The organism is Sulfuriferula multivorans (genome assembly GCF_003851125.1).
GTDB classification, from domain to species: Bacteria; Pseudomonadota; Gammaproteobacteria; order Burkholderiales; family Sulfuriferulaceae; genus Sulfuriferula; species Sulfuriferula multivorans.
This window is the reverse complement of record NZ_BGOW01000013.1, coordinates 49,553-65,006: the sequence shown is the minus strand read 5'-3', so window position 1 is coordinate 65,006 and position 15,454 is coordinate 49,553. Positions and strand designations below refer to the sequence as shown.

The following is a 15,454-nucleotide window of genomic DNA, read 5'->3' as shown; positions in this document are numbered from 1 at the left end:
GGACACGCCATGGATAGCATGACGCTGATCGCAATCGCTTCAATTGTCACTGCCGGACTGACCATCGCGCTGGGGAGTATCGGACCTGCGCTCGGCGAAGGGCGCGCGGTCGCCACGGCATTGAGTTCGCTGGCGCAGCAGCCCGATGCCGCAGCGACGATCACCCGCACCCTGTTTGTGGGCCTGGCCATGATCGAGTCGATCGCGATCTACTGTTTCGTGGTGTCGATGATCCTCATTTTCGCCAACCCGTTCTGGAGCCATGCCATCGCCCAGGTTGCAGGAAAGTAACTCATGGATACCTCATGCTGATCGACTGGTTTACCGTTCTGGCGCAAGTCATCAACTTCCTCATCCTGGTGTGGTTGTTGAAGCGCTTCCTGTACCGGCCCATTCTCGACGCCATCGACGCGCGCGAGAAGCGGATTGCTTCGGCCATGGCAGATGCCGACGCGAAAAAAACCGAAGCCGAACAGGAGCGCGACGCGTTTCAGCACAAGAACGAGGCATTCGACCAGCAGCGCGCCATGCTGTTGAGCCAGGCGACGGACGAGGCGAAAGCCGAACGTCTGCGGCTGCTCGACGCAGCGCGGCAGGAATCCGACAGCTTGCGCGCCAAGCGGCAGGAAGCACTGATCAGTGAACAGCAGGGTTTGAGCGAAGCGCTCACCCGTCGCGCACGGGAGGAAGTGTTTGCCATTGCACGCAAGACGCTGGCCGATCTCGCCGGGGAAACTTTGGAAGCGCGCATGGCCGACGTGTTCCTGCGCCGGTTGCGCGAGATGGACGATGCGGCGATGGCCGGGCTGAAGTCGGCCTTCGCCGCATCGTCCAGCCCGCTGCTGGTTCGTACTGCCTTTGCCCTGCCGCCACCACAGCGCGCCGCCATTGAAACTGCGCTCAGGGAAACCCTGGGCGGGAAGATGCAGGTGCAGTTCGAGACCGTGCCGGATCTGGTCAGCGGCATCGAGATCGGCAGCAATGGACACAAGCTGGCGTGGAGTATCACGGATTATCTCGCGTCGCTGGGAAAGGGCGTTGATGCATTGCTGAAAGCGCAACCCAAACCTGAAGTAAAAACCGGGCAAAACGCCAATGAAAATGGCGCCTGACAGCCTGCAGCGGGTATTCGACAGCGCCTTTGCGGGAATGCGCCATGCGCGGGAGGCCTTTGCGCCGCAGCTGGCGTCGCGGGAAGTGGGCACGATCACCAGCATCGCGACGGGCATCGCGAAAGTTTCCGGTCTCCCCGGCGTGGGGTTCGAGGAGGTGCTGAAATTCCCCGGCGATTTGTATGGCATCGCATTCAACGTCGATGAAGACGAAATCGGCGTTGTTCTGCTGGGCGACTACTGGCAGTTGCATGCCGGTGATGAAGTCGAACGCAGGGGGCACGTGATGGACGTGCCGGTGGGAGACCAATTGATTGGACGCATTATCAATCCAATGGGCCGCCCGCTGGACGGCATGGGGCCGGTGGTTTCCAGCGTGCGCCTGCCCATCGAACGCACGGCACCGCACATCATGGACCGCGCGCCGGTCACCGTGCCGTTGCAAACCGGCATCAAGGTCATCGATGCGCTCATTCCCATCGGGCGCGGCCAGCGCGAATTGATCATCGGCGACCGCCAGACCGGCAAGACCGCGATCGCGCTCAACACGATACTCAATCAACGCGGACAGAATGTGCTGTGCGTATATTGCGCCATCGGCCAGCGCGCGTCCGACGTGGCCAAAGTGGTCGATACCCTGCGTGAAAAAGGCGCGTTGGAATATACCATCGTGGTCGTCACCGAAGGCAACGATCCACCCGGCCTTACCTACATCGCACCCTATGCCGCGACCAGCATCGCTGAGCATTTCATGGCACAAGGCCGCGACGTGCTGGTGGTTTACGACGACCTCACGCATCATGCGCGCGCCTATCGCGAGCTGTCACTGTTGCTGCGCCGCCCGCCCGGACGGGAAGCTTTTCCCGGCGACATCTTTTACATCCACTCGCGGCTGCTGGAACGTGCAACGCACCTGCGCCCGGAACTCGGTGGCGGATCGCTGACTGCGCTGCCGGTTATCGAAACCGAAGCGCAGGACATTTCCGCCTATATTCCGACCAACCTGATTTCCATCACGGACGGACAGATTTACCTTTCGCCGTCGCTGTTCGAATTGGGCGTGCTGCCCGCGGTCGATGTCGGCAAATCCGTCTCGCGCGTCGGCGGCAAGGCGCAACGCGCGGCTTACCGTGCGGTGGCGGGCGATCTCAAGCTTGCCTATGCACAGTTCGAGGAGTTGGAAACTTTTGCCCGGTTTGGCGCCCGGCTGGATGAAAATACGCGCAAAATCATCGAGCATGGACGGCGCATTCGTGCCTGCCTCAAGCAGCCGGCATTCGCCCCGGTGTCCGTGGCCGCACAAATCGCCGTGCTGCTGGCGTTGACCGCGGAACTCTTCGACAACGTGCCGCTTGACCGGATGAGCGATGCCGAGCACGCCGTGCGCGAGGCGGCGGCGGACATCCCTGCCGAGGTGTGCGCGCGATTCGATACTGCCGAAAAATTAAGCAACGAAGATGGTGCAACGATTATCCAGATCGCCCGCAACGCACTCGCACGCTTTCAACCTCAGCCGGAACGCAAGGAAACAAAGTGAGCGAAACCGCCGCAAGCCTGCGCCACAAGATCGCCAGCGCTGGCGAGCTCGAAGCCGTGGTACGCACGATGAAGGCCATGGCCGCAGCCAGCATTGGGCAATACGAGAACGCGGTGCGCTCCCTGGATGAGTATTATCGGACGGTGCAACTGGGCCTGGTTGCGTGTTTCCGCCAGGGTGAACCCTGGGGTGCCGTGATGCCAGCGACGCAGAAAGAAAGCGGGTCGATTGGCGCGGTGGTGTTTGGTTCCGACCAGGGACTGGTGGGCCAATTCAATGAGGTGATGGCGGAGTTTGTCGTGAATGCGCTGGGAAAGCTGCCGGGTAAAAAGATGGTCTGGACGGTCGGCGAGCGCATTCAGTCGCGTCTCGCGGACACTGACTTGCTGCCGGGGGCAAGTTTCATCCTGCCGAATTCCATTGGCGCGATTACACCACTGGTGGGACAGATTCTGATCGAGATGGAAACGCGGCGTGAAAAGGGCGAAATATCGCAGGTTTACCTGTTTCATAACCGCCCCCAGTCCGGGGCGATTTATACCCCCGTGAGCCAACGGCTGCTGCCGCTGGACGCCGTGTGGCGGCGCGATCTGGCGACGCTGCGCTGGCCGACCGGAAATTTGCCCGAGGTCATGGGGGGCGGGCAGCAGACGCTGCTGGCGTTGGTTCGCGAATATCTTTTCGTCTCGCTGTTCAGGGCCTGCGCTGAATCCCTGGCAAGCGAAAACGCCAGTCGTCTGGCTGCGATGCAACGCGCTGAAAAAAACATCGACGAATTGCTGGAGGACCTGAACAGGACGTTTCACCGCCTGCGTCAGAGCGGCATCGACGAGGAATTATTCGACGTTGTGTCCGGCTTCGAAGCGCTGACCGGGACGAAATGATGATGAAAGGATCAGGATGAAAATCAATTCAGAGGATTTCCGGGTGCAGGAGGGCGACAAGGTCAAGCTCAAGAAGTGGCCGACGCTGGTGAAGCCCGTTTACCAGTCGAAGGCGCAGTATCAAACACTCCTGGCAGAGCACATTGAGCAATTGAGCGCGTTGCAACAACTGCAATACGCAGCCAATAGTTATGCCGTGCTGCTGATTTTTCAGGCGATGGACGCCGCCGGGAAAGACGGCGCCATCAAACATGTGATGTCCGGCATCAACCCGCAAGGCTGCCAGGTATTCAGTTTCAAACATCCGAGCGCTGCGGAATTGGAACACGATTTTCTCTGGCGCACTACCCAGTGTCTGCCGGAACGTGGCCGGATCGGCATCTTTAACCGGTCTTATTACGAAGAGGTGCTGATTGTTCGCGTGCATCCCGAGATTCTTCGCGGTGAAGGCCTGCCGGGTGAGTTGCTCGACGAGAAGACGGTCTGGGAGGAGAGGTATCGTTCCATTGTTGACCTGGAGAACCATCTCACCCGTAACGGCACGCGCATCATCAAGTTCTTTCTTCACCTGTCCAAGGAGGAACAGCGCAAGCGCTTCCTTGATCGCATCGATGAACCGGAAAAGAACTGGAAATTCAGCCTTGCCGACATTACCGAGAGGAAATTCTGGAACGATTACATGAAAGCCTATGAGGAATGCCTGAGCGCCACCAGCACGCGCAATGCGCCCTGGTATGTCGTTCCCGCCGACGACAAGGAGAACGCCCGGCTGATTATTTCCCGGATTATTCTCGATACTTTCAAGGCGCTCAAAATGCACTACCCCAAAACCGACGCAAAGCGCCGGCAGGAATTGCAGGCTATCCGCAAACAGCTTGCGAAGTAAGACTGATGCAGCAACAAATCTGGGGTATATGACAGCATTTCGCAACCGTCGGCATAGTTCGGCGCAGCAGGAATGGATGCTTCAAAAGCAGGTGTCTCCTGACTTCCTGTATCTGGCCGAGGCGCACCATACGGAATCAATGGGGTGCATGATGTTTCTTGAGAGCAAGGGCATGATGTTTCTTGAGAGCAAGGGCATGAGACAGGCTCCTGGGCAAGCCCAGTCTTCCATGGGGCTTTGGTCATGACCATATATCAGGCCCCATATCCAATGCGAGCCGCAAGGTCGTGCCTGCGTGCGGCGCGCTTTGGACGCTCAGCTCTGCCCCGATCAACTGTGCCTGCTCGCGTAGACCCACCAGGCCGTAGTGCCCGGGATGCGACGCGCTTGAATCGAACCCCACGCCATCGTCCTCGATGCTCAGTTCCAGACGCCGGTCAGCAGCATCACGCAGACTCACCCTCACCAGGCTGGCCATGGCGTGACACTCCACATTGCGCAGCGCCTCTTCAACGATGCGGAACAGTGTTTCGGCACGCTCGTCCGCGAGGCTTGCGGCGCGGGGTTCACTGCTGTAATCGACGACCAGGCCGGTGCGTTCGGAAAAGAGCTTGATGGCATCGGCCAGTGCCGCGCCCAGTCCGACATCGCGTACGGCGTTGAAACGCAATTGGGTGATGGCGGCGCGCGCCTCTTTCAGCCCCTGATGGGCCGCTTGCTCCGCGTGGACCAATTCGTCAGGCAATGCCGCGGGATCGTGGACATGCAGTTTCTTGAGCAGGCGAATCTCGGTGAGCATGGCCATCATCGAATGCGCGAGCGTATCGTGCAGGTCGCGCGCAATCTTCAGGCGTTCGCGCACCATCGCGGCGTAGCGTGTTTCCTTGGCTAGCCGCTCGACCTCGCGGGTGCGGGTGGCGACGCGTTGTTCGAGTTCTGAGCTGAGCGTGCGCAACTCGCCGCGTTCAAGCTGCAAGGCGCCCAGCACCTCCGCAAAAGCGGCCCCGACCCGCGCGACCTCGTCGATGCCGGAGGGCACCTCGACATGCTGCGCCTTGCCTCTGCCCACGTTCTGGACGGCCCGTGTCAAATCCGTCAAGCGTCGGGTCAGGCGGCGCGTGATCAGCACGCCGAACAGCGCGGCGGTACCGCCCAGCCCCAAAGAGCCCCACAATATCCGTAGCCACAGGGTATCGGCGCGTTGCCCCGCCCGATCCGCCGGCTCAATGAGTTGCACGCGCCAGCCCAGGGTGTGCAGCGCGCTGCCCACCCGTGGTTCGGTGCGGGTCACCAGAACGACCTGACCGCTCGCGAGACGCTCAAACGCGGGCACGGGGGAGTGAGTCCCGTCGCCTGTAACCACCTGCGCCGCATCGATCAAGTTGGTAGCATTGACCGGGGTGCTGTGCCAGCGCTTGCCTTGAAGCGCGTCGGGGCCGATCAGAACCACGCCTTTCCTGTCCAGCACCAATGCCTGGGCGGCATCGTGCAGATGCAGCGTCTCACGCAAGCCCTGTGCGTAGTTTCGTGCCCAGCGTAAACTCAATTGTGCGCCCAGCACGCCCACGGCGCGGCCGCGCGGATCTCGCACAGGGGTCGTCATATCGACAGTGCGCTGCGCTTCGCCGCCGGGCAGCGGAGGTCGCTTCTTGTCTACTGCTACGTCGCCGATCCAGGACTCTTTCAACCCCTGTGCGAACCCGGCACGTTCGGCGACGCTGCTCCCCTCGAGCAGGCCATCGCTGGCAGCCACGACCCGACCTTTTGCATCGGCAAGACCGATCCATGTAAATTCCGGGTAAGCCGATTGCAACTCGTCGAGCACCGCGCGCTGCGCACGCGGTGTATCGGTACCCAGGCCGGTTCCCAGCATGGCGGCCGTGGCGCGTACCGACTGCAGCCGCGAAGCAAGGGCCTGGTCGAGTCCGGCGCCTAATTGGTCGGCGCTCAATACCAACTGTCGGCTGTGTTGTTGCATCAGGCTCGTCCGGGCCATTCCCCCGAGCCACCACGCCGCGACCAGCGCGAAGACCAGGGACAGTGCGATGATCAGCCAGCCGAGTGCGCTAGCCAGGCTGCGTCGAGGGTCCAGATAGCGTAGCAGGCGCGGCATTCGGCGGCTTGATATCGTGGTAAGCATCACGGCATTATTGCAAGTGACAAAAGTAACTGCAAACTCATGACCTGTCGCACTCGCGAGCCGGCAAGGAATTCAGTAGACTCACCTACATGAAAAAGAAGCCTGCTCATTTTTGCGCAAGCCCCCAACGGCAAGGATCTTCAATGTGGACGAATTGATTCAACTGGTGGCGCAACGGGCGGGTATCTCTTCAGCGCAGGCGGCGCTGGCCGTCGCGGCGATGTTGAACTACCTCACCGTGCGTCTGCCCTCTCCGGTGGTCGGACGCATCCGCGAGCAATTGGGAGAAGCGCAACCCCATCGCAACCCCGACGGCGACCAGGGCGGCGGCAAATGACCGCGGCATCTCCTGACGAATCACCTCGCATTCGCGTGCTCGTCGTCGACGATCAGGCCCTGGTTCGCCGGGGGATGACGTTGATGCTCTCGGTCGAGCCGGACATGGAGGTGGTTGGCCAGGCGTCTGACGGCGAGGAAGCCGTCGAGATGGCGCAGCAGTTGCGCCCTGACGTGGTGCTGATGGATTTGCACATGCCGCGCAAGGGCGGCGTGGCCGCCACGCGCGAGATCGCGCTGTCGCTGCCGCGCACGCATGTACTGGTGCTGACCACGCTGGACGCTGAAGAAACGGTCTTCGAAGCCATCCGCGCCGGCGCCCAAGCCTATCTGTTGAAGGACGCGACCGAGGAGGAATTGCTGGAGACGGTGCGCGCGGTGCATCGCGGTGAATCCAGGCTGACCCCGCAGATCGCGCGCAAGGTCATGGATCAATTTCGTCGGCTTGCGCCGCTGTCCGAAGCTCAGCCGCCCGGTGCAACTTTGAGCCCGGCAGCGGCGCCGCGGCCGGCTCAAACCATCCCGCAAACCAAGGCGCAGGGTGTCATAACCGAGCTGCTCAACGACAAGGAAGAGAAGATCCTGCAACTCATCGCCGAGGGCAAGAGCAACAAGCAGATCGCCAACGCGGTGTTCCTGGCCGAGGGCACGATCAAGAACTACGTCAGCCGCATCATGGAAAAGCTTCATGCCAACACGCGCACCGAGTTGGCCGTAATGGCGGTGCGCCAGCGGCGCGGCGGCGATTGAGCCGTTCTATCCCGGATCGCGCGTGACCCATGGCTCTCTCGCAATGGCTCACACTGCACGGCCTGTTCAGCATCGCTGGACTGCTCGTGTACGTGGTGGTTTCCCATGTGCGGCAACAACGTCGCCATCCATCCGTCGCGATCGGGTGGGTGCTGTTCATGCTCCTGTTGCCCTACGCCGCGCTGCCGCTGTATCTGCTGTTCGGCACGCGCAAGCTCATCCGCGCCGGTCGTTCATCACTAGTCGCTCGCGCGGCCCGGCCGATTGACGATGAAGCTGCGTGGCCGGCCCAGGTAGCCGCCGCACTGGGACAGCCGCGTCCCGCAACGTACCGGGCCTTATGCGTCCACGCCGATGGTTCGGAGTCGCTGCGAGCGCTCCTGGAGATGATCGATGGCGCACGGCACACTCTCGATCTGTGTACCTTCATCCTCGGACGCGATGCGGCCGGTGCGGCGGTGAGCGCCCATCTGGTGGCCCAGGCACGCGCCGGGCTGCGGGTGCGGCTGCTGCTCGACGGGGTGGGCCGCATGCTGGGCGGGCGGCCCGACCTATCCGCATTGAGGCACGCGGGTGTGCAGGTCGAGCTCTTCGTGCCCCCATTGCACTCTCCCCTGAAAGGCCGCACCAATCTGCGCAACCACCGTAAGCTCGTAGTAGCCGACGCCGGTCACGCGGCCGAGCGACTGTGGTGCGGCGGACGTAATCTGTCCGCCGAGTATTTCGAAGGTCAGCCGAGCCACTCGGCGTGGCACGATCTGAGCTTCGATCTGCAAGGCCCGCTGGCCCGGCAAGCGGCCGATCTGTTCCAGCGCGACTGGGTGTTCGCGATGGGGGCCGAACTGCCAACCACTGGCGCGGCGGAGGCGGACGCCAAGGCTGTCCCAGTTGCAGCATCGGGTGAGCCTGCCGGGCAAGTCATCGCCTCGGGCCCTGACCAGGCCGACGACACCGTGCAGGCGCTGCTTGTCAGCGCGGCTTATCGTGCACGCACGCGCATACGGCTGGTCTCGCCCTATGTCGTACTCGACGACGCCTTGCTGATGGCACTCACGCTGGCGGCACGGCGCGGCGTGGAAGTGGAGTTGCTGTTGCCAGAGCGCTCCAACCATCGGCTCGCCGATATCGCGCGGCATCGTTCGTTGCGCGCTCTGGCCGGCGCGGGGGTACGCGTCTGGCTGGCGCCGCATATGCTGCATGCCAAAGCCGCCATCGTCGATGAGGTATTGGCATTGGTAGGCTCCGCCAACCTCGACAACCGCAGTCTGTTCATCAACTACGAGCTGATGGTGGCGTTTCATGACGCCGGCGATATTGCCCGTTACAGCGCGTGGCTCGATCTCGAACTTAGTACGGCCCGTCCATATGTGGCGCGGTCGCCCGGTCTGTGGCGCGACCTCGGCGAGGGGCTGGTGCTGTGGATCGGTTTCCAGCTCTGATAGTGTCCGGCCATGTCGGATAACCAAAGTCACACCGAAGTCGTCATCGTCGCGCGTTTCTTCCCGGTGCTGCGGCAACTCAACGGCCTCACTGCGGGCAGTGTTGGAATGGGTTGGAAACGCTTCGCAGTCTACAAGCGAAAGTGACCTTGGTCACTTGCAGGTCGTGACTTTCGGGCGCTGACTTCTGCCAGGCCGAGGCATAAAGTTCGAAGCGGACGCACGGACAAAGACACCGCCGCGATGTTCAAACCGATAGCTCAAATGAAAGGATACCCAATGAAATTTACCATTAGAAATGGACGTAAGGCCCGCTCCCTCGCGGCAACGATTTTTTTAGGTTCGGGTCTTTGCGCGTTAGGCATTCAGCACGCCGCCGCCACTGAGCCCCATCTGGAAAAGGCTATCCAGGACGGTAAAGCGCTCTATATCCATGAAACTTTCAGTGGCAATGGCAAGACCTGTCAAACCTGCCATGATAATGGTGGTGTTGGGGCGGGAAAATTGCCCAACGGCGCGGCAATCCCGAGCCTTTCCAATGCTGCGGCGATCTTTCCGCGTTTCAGTCCAAAGGTAAACAAGGTGATCGCACTGGAAGACCAGATCAGGGGTTGCATCGCAGGCGGACTCCAGGGGAAGCCGCCCGCTTACGGCAGCGAGCAACTGACTCAGCTTGTCAGTTATGTCACGTCTCTTTCGCAGGGTAAGCCGCTGGATATGGGTGGGAAGCCGCAGTAATGGGTATCTGGGGGTCGACGAGACTTGCGCCGCATTTTTAGGCACTCCAAAGTCGATATGCTTCTCTAATTAAAAAAGCGCTTTAGGTGTCTCAACAGCTAGGAACCTGTCGGATTTGAAGGGCCGTAGCGAAAAGGTTCAAGCAGGCAATCCGCACAGCGGATGTTCGCAAAATTCGGCTGGGCAAGGGTAGGTTTTGCAGGGGCGTGCTGGCTCGCTAGCGACAAAGTCGTCCGCTTGCGAGGAGCGCGCCCATGCCCCGCCTCCGGCCCCGGATGGCTTCGCCAAGGTCGTGTCGGCGGGGCAGAGCCGTTCTATTGGCCGTTGCACTTCAAACTTGAATCAGCGTCCGGCTGCCATGACCCACATGAAGGCCGGATGAATCCAAAAGAGAAAGCTCATGAGCGGAAACGCGTACTTTATCTACACAGTTGTACTGGCGGTGCTGTTCATAGGCATGCTGTTCTGGGCGTTTGGTAAAAAGCGCAAAAAACGCTTTGAGAAAGACGCGAAGATTCCTTTCCAGGACAAGCAATAAGATGGCAACGACACGCGCAACGGCGGATGCCTGGTACGATCCGCCGGCGCCCTGTGGTCACAATGTGCAATTGCTGCGGTTGTTGGGGCTGGCGGTCATGATCGGCATACTCGGTGCGCTGGTGCTGCAATATTTTCTCGGGCACGGCAAAGGCGAAACCGGAGCGGATTACTTGGAAGCCGTCGCCGTCGCCGGCGAAGTTCCTTGGCGCCCTTCGCAGTTGAAATCGGCGGCCTTCGGCTTTGGTCAAGCCGTTTTTGCATTGATGGCGCTTGGTCAAACGATAGAATTGGATGGACATCGCGGCCAAATGGAGCCTGTGAGCGCGTCCTGATGAAACATGCGCCACCCGCGCCGCATGCCGTCGGCCATCACGGCGACGACCGCTGGCTGCTGCTCTGGGCGGCGCTGATCGGCGCGCTGGCCGCGGTGGCCTTTCACGAGGGCATGGCCTTAACCGGGCATCTGGCTACCCAGCATCCTGGCAGCCTGGTCAGCGCTGCCGAAGCGCTTTCGCCGGTACCGGCGAAAGCGCATGTGTCCCGCAGGACACCGCGAAATGAGTGAGGCGCGACGACTGCCGCGCAACGTGCGCCTGCTGATGGCCTCACGTACGGTGCGCAGCGTCGGTCAGGGCGCCACTGTGGCCAGCTTCTCGCTCTACCTGCATGCACTGAACTACAGCGGTACAACGATCGGTACCATCCTGATGGCGGGCCTGCTGTTCGGTGCGCTGCTGACGTTGATCATCGGCCCGCTCAGCGACCGTTGCGGGAGCCGCGTCTTGCTGCTGGGCTACGAAGTCGCCGCTGCGATCGCCGCACTGGCGGCCGTCCTGTCTCACGTTGAGGCGGTGCTGATCGTCGCCGCCACTGTCGCCGGGTTCGGTCGTGGTGCCAACGGCGCTGCGGGGCCGTTCGCCCCGGCCGAACAGGCTTGGCTGGCGCGCGAGGTGGACGGCGCGGCGCGACAGCGCACCTTCACACTCAACGCCACGCTGGGGTTTCTCGGCATGGCCGCCGGTGCGGCGCTGGTGGCCTTGCCGGCGGTCATAGGACGCAGCTTTGCCGTTGTCGGCACCTACCGGTTGCTGTTCCTGCTGCCGCTGGCGGGTTCGCTGGTTTCGATCGCACTGCTCGCCAGCGCGCACGAGCCCGCCGCAGCGCGTCCCGCAGCCCAACCGGCGGACAATGGCCCGCGCACCGGTGCGAACCTCAACCGTGTGGAAAACCGACAACTGTGGCGGCTGGCGCTGACCAACGCCGTCAACGGACTGGCGATCGGCATCGTCGGCCCGCTGATGGCGTACTGGTTCGCGCAGCGCTTCGCCCAGAGCCCGGCGACGATCGGCCAGGCGCTGGCGGCCAGCTTCGTCCTCGCGGCGGTGGGCTCGATGTTGAGCGGTCGGCTCGCCCTGCGCTTCGGCGCGGTGCGCTCGATGCTATGGATGCGCCTGATTGGCGTGGTGCTGCTGATCGCAACGCCGTTCGCCCCGGTGTTCATCCTGGCGGCAGCGCTGTATGCGTTGCGTGCCGCGTTCAACCAAGGCACCACGGGCACGCGCCAAACAGTCGCCGCCAGCCTCACACGCGCCATGCGCCGCGGACTCGGCGCTAGCGTGCAAAACCTGTCGCTGCAGATACCGCGCGCTGTCGGACCGGTGCTTGGTGGCGCGTTCATCCACGCCGGCTATTTCATCACCCCATTCCTGCTCGCCGCTGCCCTGCAGACGCTGTATCTGGTGCTGTACTGGCACTTTTTCAACGCGCTCGACGCGAACATGGAAGTCGACCACTCATGAGAGCCGCATCCGCCATTGCTCGTTGCTGGACGGAAAGGCTCCATTGAAACTGGGCATGCCCTGAGCCGCTGGCGCACTCGGAGACTGCTTAGACGCCATTCGATACCTCACCACCTCATTGATTCCTGGCCGCGATGGCGTTTGGTTGAAAGATATTATCCGAGCCTTGTTAGATTTGTCTGGCCGACATTCTTGCGACGGCACCCATGACAGGTAGTCTCGGACGTTGACCGCCTCGTGCTTCCAACCAGCCCCGAGTGGATGCCCTCGGCCCACAGATAGGCCCAACGCGGCGCAAGTGACCTTGGTCACTTGCAGATCGTGACCGGGGACACGTCCAAGTCATGACTTTCGGGCGCTTACATCTGCCAGGCCGTGGCCTAAAGTTCGAGGCAAGATGTATGGTCAAAGACAGCATCGCGGCGTTCATACCCGATAGATCAAATGAATGAAAAGTTTCTGTTGATCGTTCATGGCGATGCGCAGGAGATCATGTAGGTGGATGAACTGTTCGCGACCTCCGGTCTGGCTTTGTTCGATCATCACTCCGTCGCTTGAACTGGCGCGTACCGGGCTCATCATCTGACGCAAACGCAGCAAACACCTTCCACATAAGCAATCTAAATTCATTTTGAAAGGAGCACCTAATGAAACGCACTCTCAAGCCCCTGACGGCAGCCGTCCTGATCGCCAGCGCACAACTCTCCGGTGTGGCGTTCGCACAGACCACGAAAGCACCCGCCGCGCCTGCGACGCAAGCAGCACCCGCCGCGGGATCCGAAGAACCGCAACAACATTTCGGTAGAGCCGTTGAGGCCTTCGCAAAGAAGGACTACAAGGTGTCGGCCAGCGAGATCCGCAAGGCGACCGGTTACATGCGCCTGGAAGCGGGGCGCGTCACCGGCAATGCCAGGCAGGAACTCAACAGCTCCGTGGCCGAACTCGACAAGCTTGCCGATTCCGTCGAGAAAGGCGCGGTCAAGGACGAGAAATCGATGGACATGGATTTCGCCAGAGCCAACCACGCACTCGCCTTGGCGCATCGTGCCGAAGCGGCTGAATCGTGGGCGCGCAAGGACTACAACAAGGCTGGCTCTGATCTCAAGGCGGCCGCTCGCGACCTGAAAAGCGCTGCGGGCTGGGCCGGCGCGAAAGCGAAGGCAGGCGCCTCCGGGGCGGTGGCTGATACCGAGGCACTGGGCGACAAACTCGCCACGGGCGCAACGTGGACGAGCGATGAAGTTGGCCGAGGTTTCGATGTGCTGGGGCATGCGCTGGACAAACTCGGACACAAGATCGGTGTGAAGTAACAGGCCGCGTCGCTGAAACATGGTTCGTGAATGTCTTTTGACAACCAGTAGCGATTAGGAGTGTGTCATGAACAAATCGGCAGCGACGGGATTCATTCTGTTGACAAGCTTGACTGTACTGGGTGGCGGCCAGGGCGAATGCCAGCTCTCGGGCGGACGCACCATCAATGCCACGTTTGGCCCATCATGATTTTTATGTTTTTTAACTGATTGGATGGTTTGAAGGAGCAACGCCATGCAGAACCTGGTCATTGAAACGCTGCCGGTCGTGCCGCATATCGTGTTCGGCATTTTTGACCTGGCGATACCGGACCTGATCTTCTGGGTTGCTGTCATCGTCGCTTTCTTCGCGGGCTGCTGGGCGCGCATACCGAACTTCATGACTCACGGCGCCACGCCGGAGGAGCGGGGCGCGGGCAAATGAACATCGACGAGAAGCTTCAAGGGTGGCTGAAATCGCACCTGACGCTTGAGGACGTGTTGCCGACGCAGATGCCGGTCTACGTGAATTCGATGGCGTACTTTTTCGGCACGATGACCCTGTCAGCGCTGATGGTCGTCATCGGGAGCGGAATCATCATCGCCATCTTCGGCCCCGGCTGGTGGCACGTATCGCCGACGGGTCACTTTTTCAACTCCGTCCATTTCTGGGGAGTGGAGGTGTTTTACTTCGGTCTGGTGCTGCATCTGCTCGCGAAGTTCTTCAAGGCCGCCTGGCGTGACGGGCGGTGGCGCACCTGGGTGATCGGCCTGGTGACCTTCGCAGTGACGATCTTTTCCGGGATCACGGGGACGCTGCTACAGCAGAACTGGGACGCCCAATGGAACGCCGTTCAGGGCAAGGATCCGATGAACGCCCTCGGCCTTGCCTGGATAAACGCGATGGATCCCGGACAACTGCTGACACTGCACGTTGCCTTGCTTCCCTTTCTTATCGTCCTCTTCGCGGCGATTCACATCGGTATCGTGCGCAGCGAAAGCCCGGTGCGCCCCATCGAGCGCAGTCGCAAGGAGGAGGTGCGATGAGCAAGCGATCAGAGGCGTATCTGAGCGGCGTGCCGATGGAGCGCTACGACATGATCCGCGAGGGGCTCATCGTCCTGAGCGTCGTGACGCTCGTGATCGTGCTTCTCGCCGCTTTTTTCGGAACACCCGACTACCCGACGGTCACGGCAAAGGAGGTTGCGACCAAGCAGCCGCTGCTCTTTCTCGATCGCTCACTCTCCTACTTTTCGGGGCAAAGCGGCCTTCAAACCTATGGCCCGCCCTACACGAAGGACGACCAGAATGCGCAGGCGGTGTTCGGATTCATCTCGCCGGCGCGCTGGGTCGGCGTCGTGAGTCCGGTCAACGCCCAGCAGGATCTGGCGATGAAGCCACTGGAACGCATTGCAGTGCTCAATCCGGAGGTGGCGACGGCCCTGGCTGCTTACAAGCAGGCCTCGCCCGATCAGCAGCAGAACTGGATCAAGAACTATGCTGTCGCCCTCAAGAAAGCCACCGACGACAACGGAAAGGTGATCCTCGCGCAGGGCGATTACGGTCCCGTCGCAGGCTTGATGAACGGGATGCTTAAGCTTGCGCGTGCCGGGCTGCTCGAACGGGCGCTCGACAGCAGCGCGCTCCTGCCCTACGACCTCAACAACACGAAGTCGCTCCTGTTCCTCGAGGGGCCCATCGAGAACAGGGTCGCGCAGCATCTCAACGAACTGGGCTCCCAGTGGGGGATGACGAACGAGATGGGACCCTACCCGGGGGCATGGTGGCTGTGGCCCTATGCCTTCCTCTACCAGCTACCCGGGATCGTGAACTCGCCAAATGCTGATCTGATCACGGGACTCATCATGGCCGCCGCCTTCTTCATCCTGATCTTCCTTCCCGTGATACCCGGCCTCAACCGGATCCCCTACCTGATCCCGGTCTACCGGCTCATCTGGCGGGACTGGTACAGGCGGTCGAAGGATTAATCGATGTATGCTGGAG

Annotated in this window: 22 protein-coding genes; 20 read left to right on the top strand and 2 right to left on the bottom strand. The window is 61.3% G+C overall.

Translation table 11 applies throughout. The annotated features are described in order from the left end of the window. Positions 1–9: 9 nt before the first annotated feature. The 6 genes from EI185_RS06950 to EI185_RS06925 are packed head-to-tail and all read left to right on the top strand — an operon-like array spanning position 10 to position 4,666. A complete protein-coding gene (locus tag EI185_RS06950; protein WP_124704405.1) occupies positions 10–291 on the top strand; it encodes a F0F1 ATP synthase subunit C in 282 nt (93 codons plus the stop codon). A gap of 14 nt (positions 292–305) precedes the next feature. Then, a complete protein-coding gene (locus EI185_RS06945) occupies positions 306–1,112 on the top strand; it encodes a F0F1 ATP synthase subunit B family protein (RefSeq protein ID WP_124704404.1) in 807 nt (268 codons plus the stop codon). Next, complete coding sequence (locus EI185_RS06940) at positions 1,096–2,649, top strand: alternate F1F0 ATPase, F1 subunit alpha (RefSeq protein ID WP_124704403.1); 1,554 nt, start codon at positions 1,096–1,098, stop codon at positions 2,647–2,649. The genes EI185_RS06945 and EI185_RS06940 overlap by 17 nt, the downstream gene beginning before the upstream one ends. Further along, positions 2,646–3,533 carry a F0F1 ATP synthase subunit gamma gene (locus EI185_RS06935; protein WP_124704402.1) on the top strand — a complete coding sequence of 296 codons (888 nt, stop codon included), beginning with the start codon at positions 2,646–2,648 and terminating at the stop codon, positions 3,531–3,533. Before EI185_RS06940 ends, EI185_RS06935 begins: the two co-directional genes overlap by 4 nt. Positions 3,534–3,549: 16 nt before the next feature. Continuing rightward, complete coding sequence (locus EI185_RS06930) at positions 3,550–4,419, top strand: ADP-polyphosphate phosphotransferase (RefSeq protein WP_124704401.1); 870 nt, start codon at positions 3,550–3,552, stop codon at positions 4,417–4,419. A 28-nt stretch (positions 4,420–4,447) separates the two neighbouring features. Then, positions 4,448–4,666: a hypothetical protein gene (locus EI185_RS06925; RefSeq protein WP_124704400.1), complete on the top strand. Its 219-nt coding sequence runs from the start codon at positions 4,448–4,450 to the stop codon at positions 4,664–4,666. Here the strand turns inward: EI185_RS06925 and EI185_RS06920 are convergent. After that, the gene (locus EI185_RS06920) at positions 4,661–6,559 is read right to left on the bottom strand and encodes a histidine kinase (RefSeq protein WP_223247726.1); all 1,899 of its coding nucleotides are present in this window, start codon (positions 6,557–6,559) and stop codon (positions 4,661–4,663) included. The genes EI185_RS06925 and EI185_RS06920 overlap by 6 nt on opposite strands. Before the next feature lie 145 nt (positions 6,560–6,704). Here EI185_RS06920 and EI185_RS06915 point away from each other — a divergent pair, with 145 nt between their 5' ends. The 9 genes from EI185_RS06915 (at position 6,705) to EI185_RS06880 (ending at position 12,161) form a co-directional block, all read left to right on the top strand. Beyond that, positions 6,705–6,896 carry a hypothetical protein gene (locus tag EI185_RS06915; protein ID WP_124704398.1) on the top strand — a complete coding sequence of 64 codons (192 nt, stop codon included), beginning with the start codon at positions 6,705–6,707 and terminating at the stop codon, positions 6,894–6,896. Next, positions 6,893–7,645, top strand: a complete 753-nt coding sequence (locus EI185_RS06910; protein WP_124704397.1) for a response regulator transcription factor — start codon at positions 6,893–6,895, stop codon at positions 7,643–7,645. The genes EI185_RS06915 and EI185_RS06910 overlap by 4 nt, the downstream gene beginning before the upstream one ends. A 29-nt stretch (positions 7,646–7,674) precedes the next feature. Beyond that, a complete protein-coding gene (locus EI185_RS06905; RefSeq protein WP_124704396.1) occupies positions 7,675–9,084 on the top strand; it encodes a phospholipase D-like domain-containing protein in 1,410 nt (469 codons plus the stop codon). 12 nt (positions 9,085–9,096) lie between these two features. Continuing rightward, positions 9,097–9,231 (top strand): hypothetical protein, encoded by a 135-nt coding sequence (locus tag EI185_RS18345; RefSeq protein ID WP_262982383.1) that lies wholly within the window; start codon positions 9,097–9,099, stop codon positions 9,229–9,231. Positions 9,232–9,363: 132 nt separating this feature from the next. Next, positions 9,364–9,822, top strand: coding sequence for a c-type cytochrome (locus tag EI185_RS06900; protein WP_124704395.1), 459 nt, complete (start codon positions 9,364–9,366; stop codon positions 9,820–9,822). Positions 9,823–10,222: 400 nt separating this feature from the next. Further along, positions 10,223–10,360 (top strand): cbb3-type cytochrome oxidase subunit 3, encoded by a 138-nt coding sequence (locus tag EI185_RS06895; RefSeq protein WP_124704394.1) that lies wholly within the window; start codon positions 10,223–10,225, stop codon positions 10,358–10,360. A 1-nt stretch (position 10,361) separates the two neighbouring features. Continuing rightward, positions 10,362–10,694 carry a hypothetical protein gene (locus EI185_RS06890; protein WP_124704393.1) on the top strand — a complete coding sequence of 111 codons (333 nt, stop codon included), beginning with the start codon at positions 10,362–10,364 and terminating at the stop codon, positions 10,692–10,694. Next, a complete protein-coding gene (locus EI185_RS06885) occupies positions 10,694–10,927 on the top strand; it encodes a hypothetical protein (protein ID WP_124704392.1) in 234 nt (77 codons plus the stop codon). Before EI185_RS06890 ends, EI185_RS06885 begins: the two co-directional genes overlap by 1 nt. Further along, positions 10,920–12,161 (top strand): MFS transporter, encoded by a 1,242-nt coding sequence (locus EI185_RS06880; protein WP_189836321.1) that lies wholly within the window; start codon positions 10,920–10,922, stop codon positions 12,159–12,161. Before EI185_RS06885 ends, EI185_RS06880 begins: the two co-directional genes overlap by 8 nt. A 426-nt stretch (positions 12,162–12,587) precedes the next feature. Here EI185_RS06880 and EI185_RS18000 read toward each other — a convergent pair whose 3' ends face one another. Next, a complete protein-coding gene (locus EI185_RS18000; RefSeq protein WP_189836320.1) occupies positions 12,588–12,761 on the bottom strand; it encodes a hypothetical protein in 174 nt (57 codons plus the stop codon). Between the two features lie 47 nt (positions 12,762–12,808). Between EI185_RS18000 and EI185_RS06875 the strand changes: the two genes are divergently transcribed. The 5 genes from EI185_RS06875 to EI185_RS06860 all read left to right on the top strand — a co-directional run bounded on the left by EI185_RS06875 (position 12,809) and on the right by EI185_RS06860 (position 15,438). Then, positions 12,809–13,471: a hypothetical protein gene (locus EI185_RS06875; protein WP_124704390.1), complete on the top strand. Its 663-nt coding sequence runs from the start codon at positions 12,809–12,811 to the stop codon at positions 13,469–13,471. A 67-nt stretch (positions 13,472–13,538) separates the two neighbouring features. After that, positions 13,539–13,661 (top strand): hypothetical protein, encoded by a 123-nt coding sequence (locus EI185_RS18340; RefSeq protein ID WP_262982382.1) that lies wholly within the window; start codon positions 13,539–13,541, stop codon positions 13,659–13,661. Positions 13,662–13,706: 45 nt separating this feature from the next. After that, positions 13,707–13,895: a hypothetical protein gene (locus tag EI185_RS06870; protein ID WP_124704389.1), complete on the top strand. Its 189-nt coding sequence runs from the start codon at positions 13,707–13,709 to the stop codon at positions 13,893–13,895. Continuing rightward, positions 13,892–14,497, top strand: a complete 606-nt coding sequence (locus EI185_RS06865; RefSeq protein WP_124704388.1) for a cytochrome b N-terminal domain-containing protein — start codon at positions 13,892–13,894, stop codon at positions 14,495–14,497. The genes EI185_RS06870 and EI185_RS06865 overlap by 4 nt, the downstream gene beginning before the upstream one ends. Next, positions 14,494–15,438 (top strand): hypothetical protein, encoded by a 945-nt coding sequence (locus EI185_RS06860; RefSeq protein ID WP_124704387.1) that lies wholly within the window; start codon positions 14,494–14,496, stop codon positions 15,436–15,438. The genes EI185_RS06865 and EI185_RS06860 overlap by 4 nt, the downstream gene beginning before the upstream one ends. Positions 15,439–15,454 lie beyond the last annotated feature (16 nt).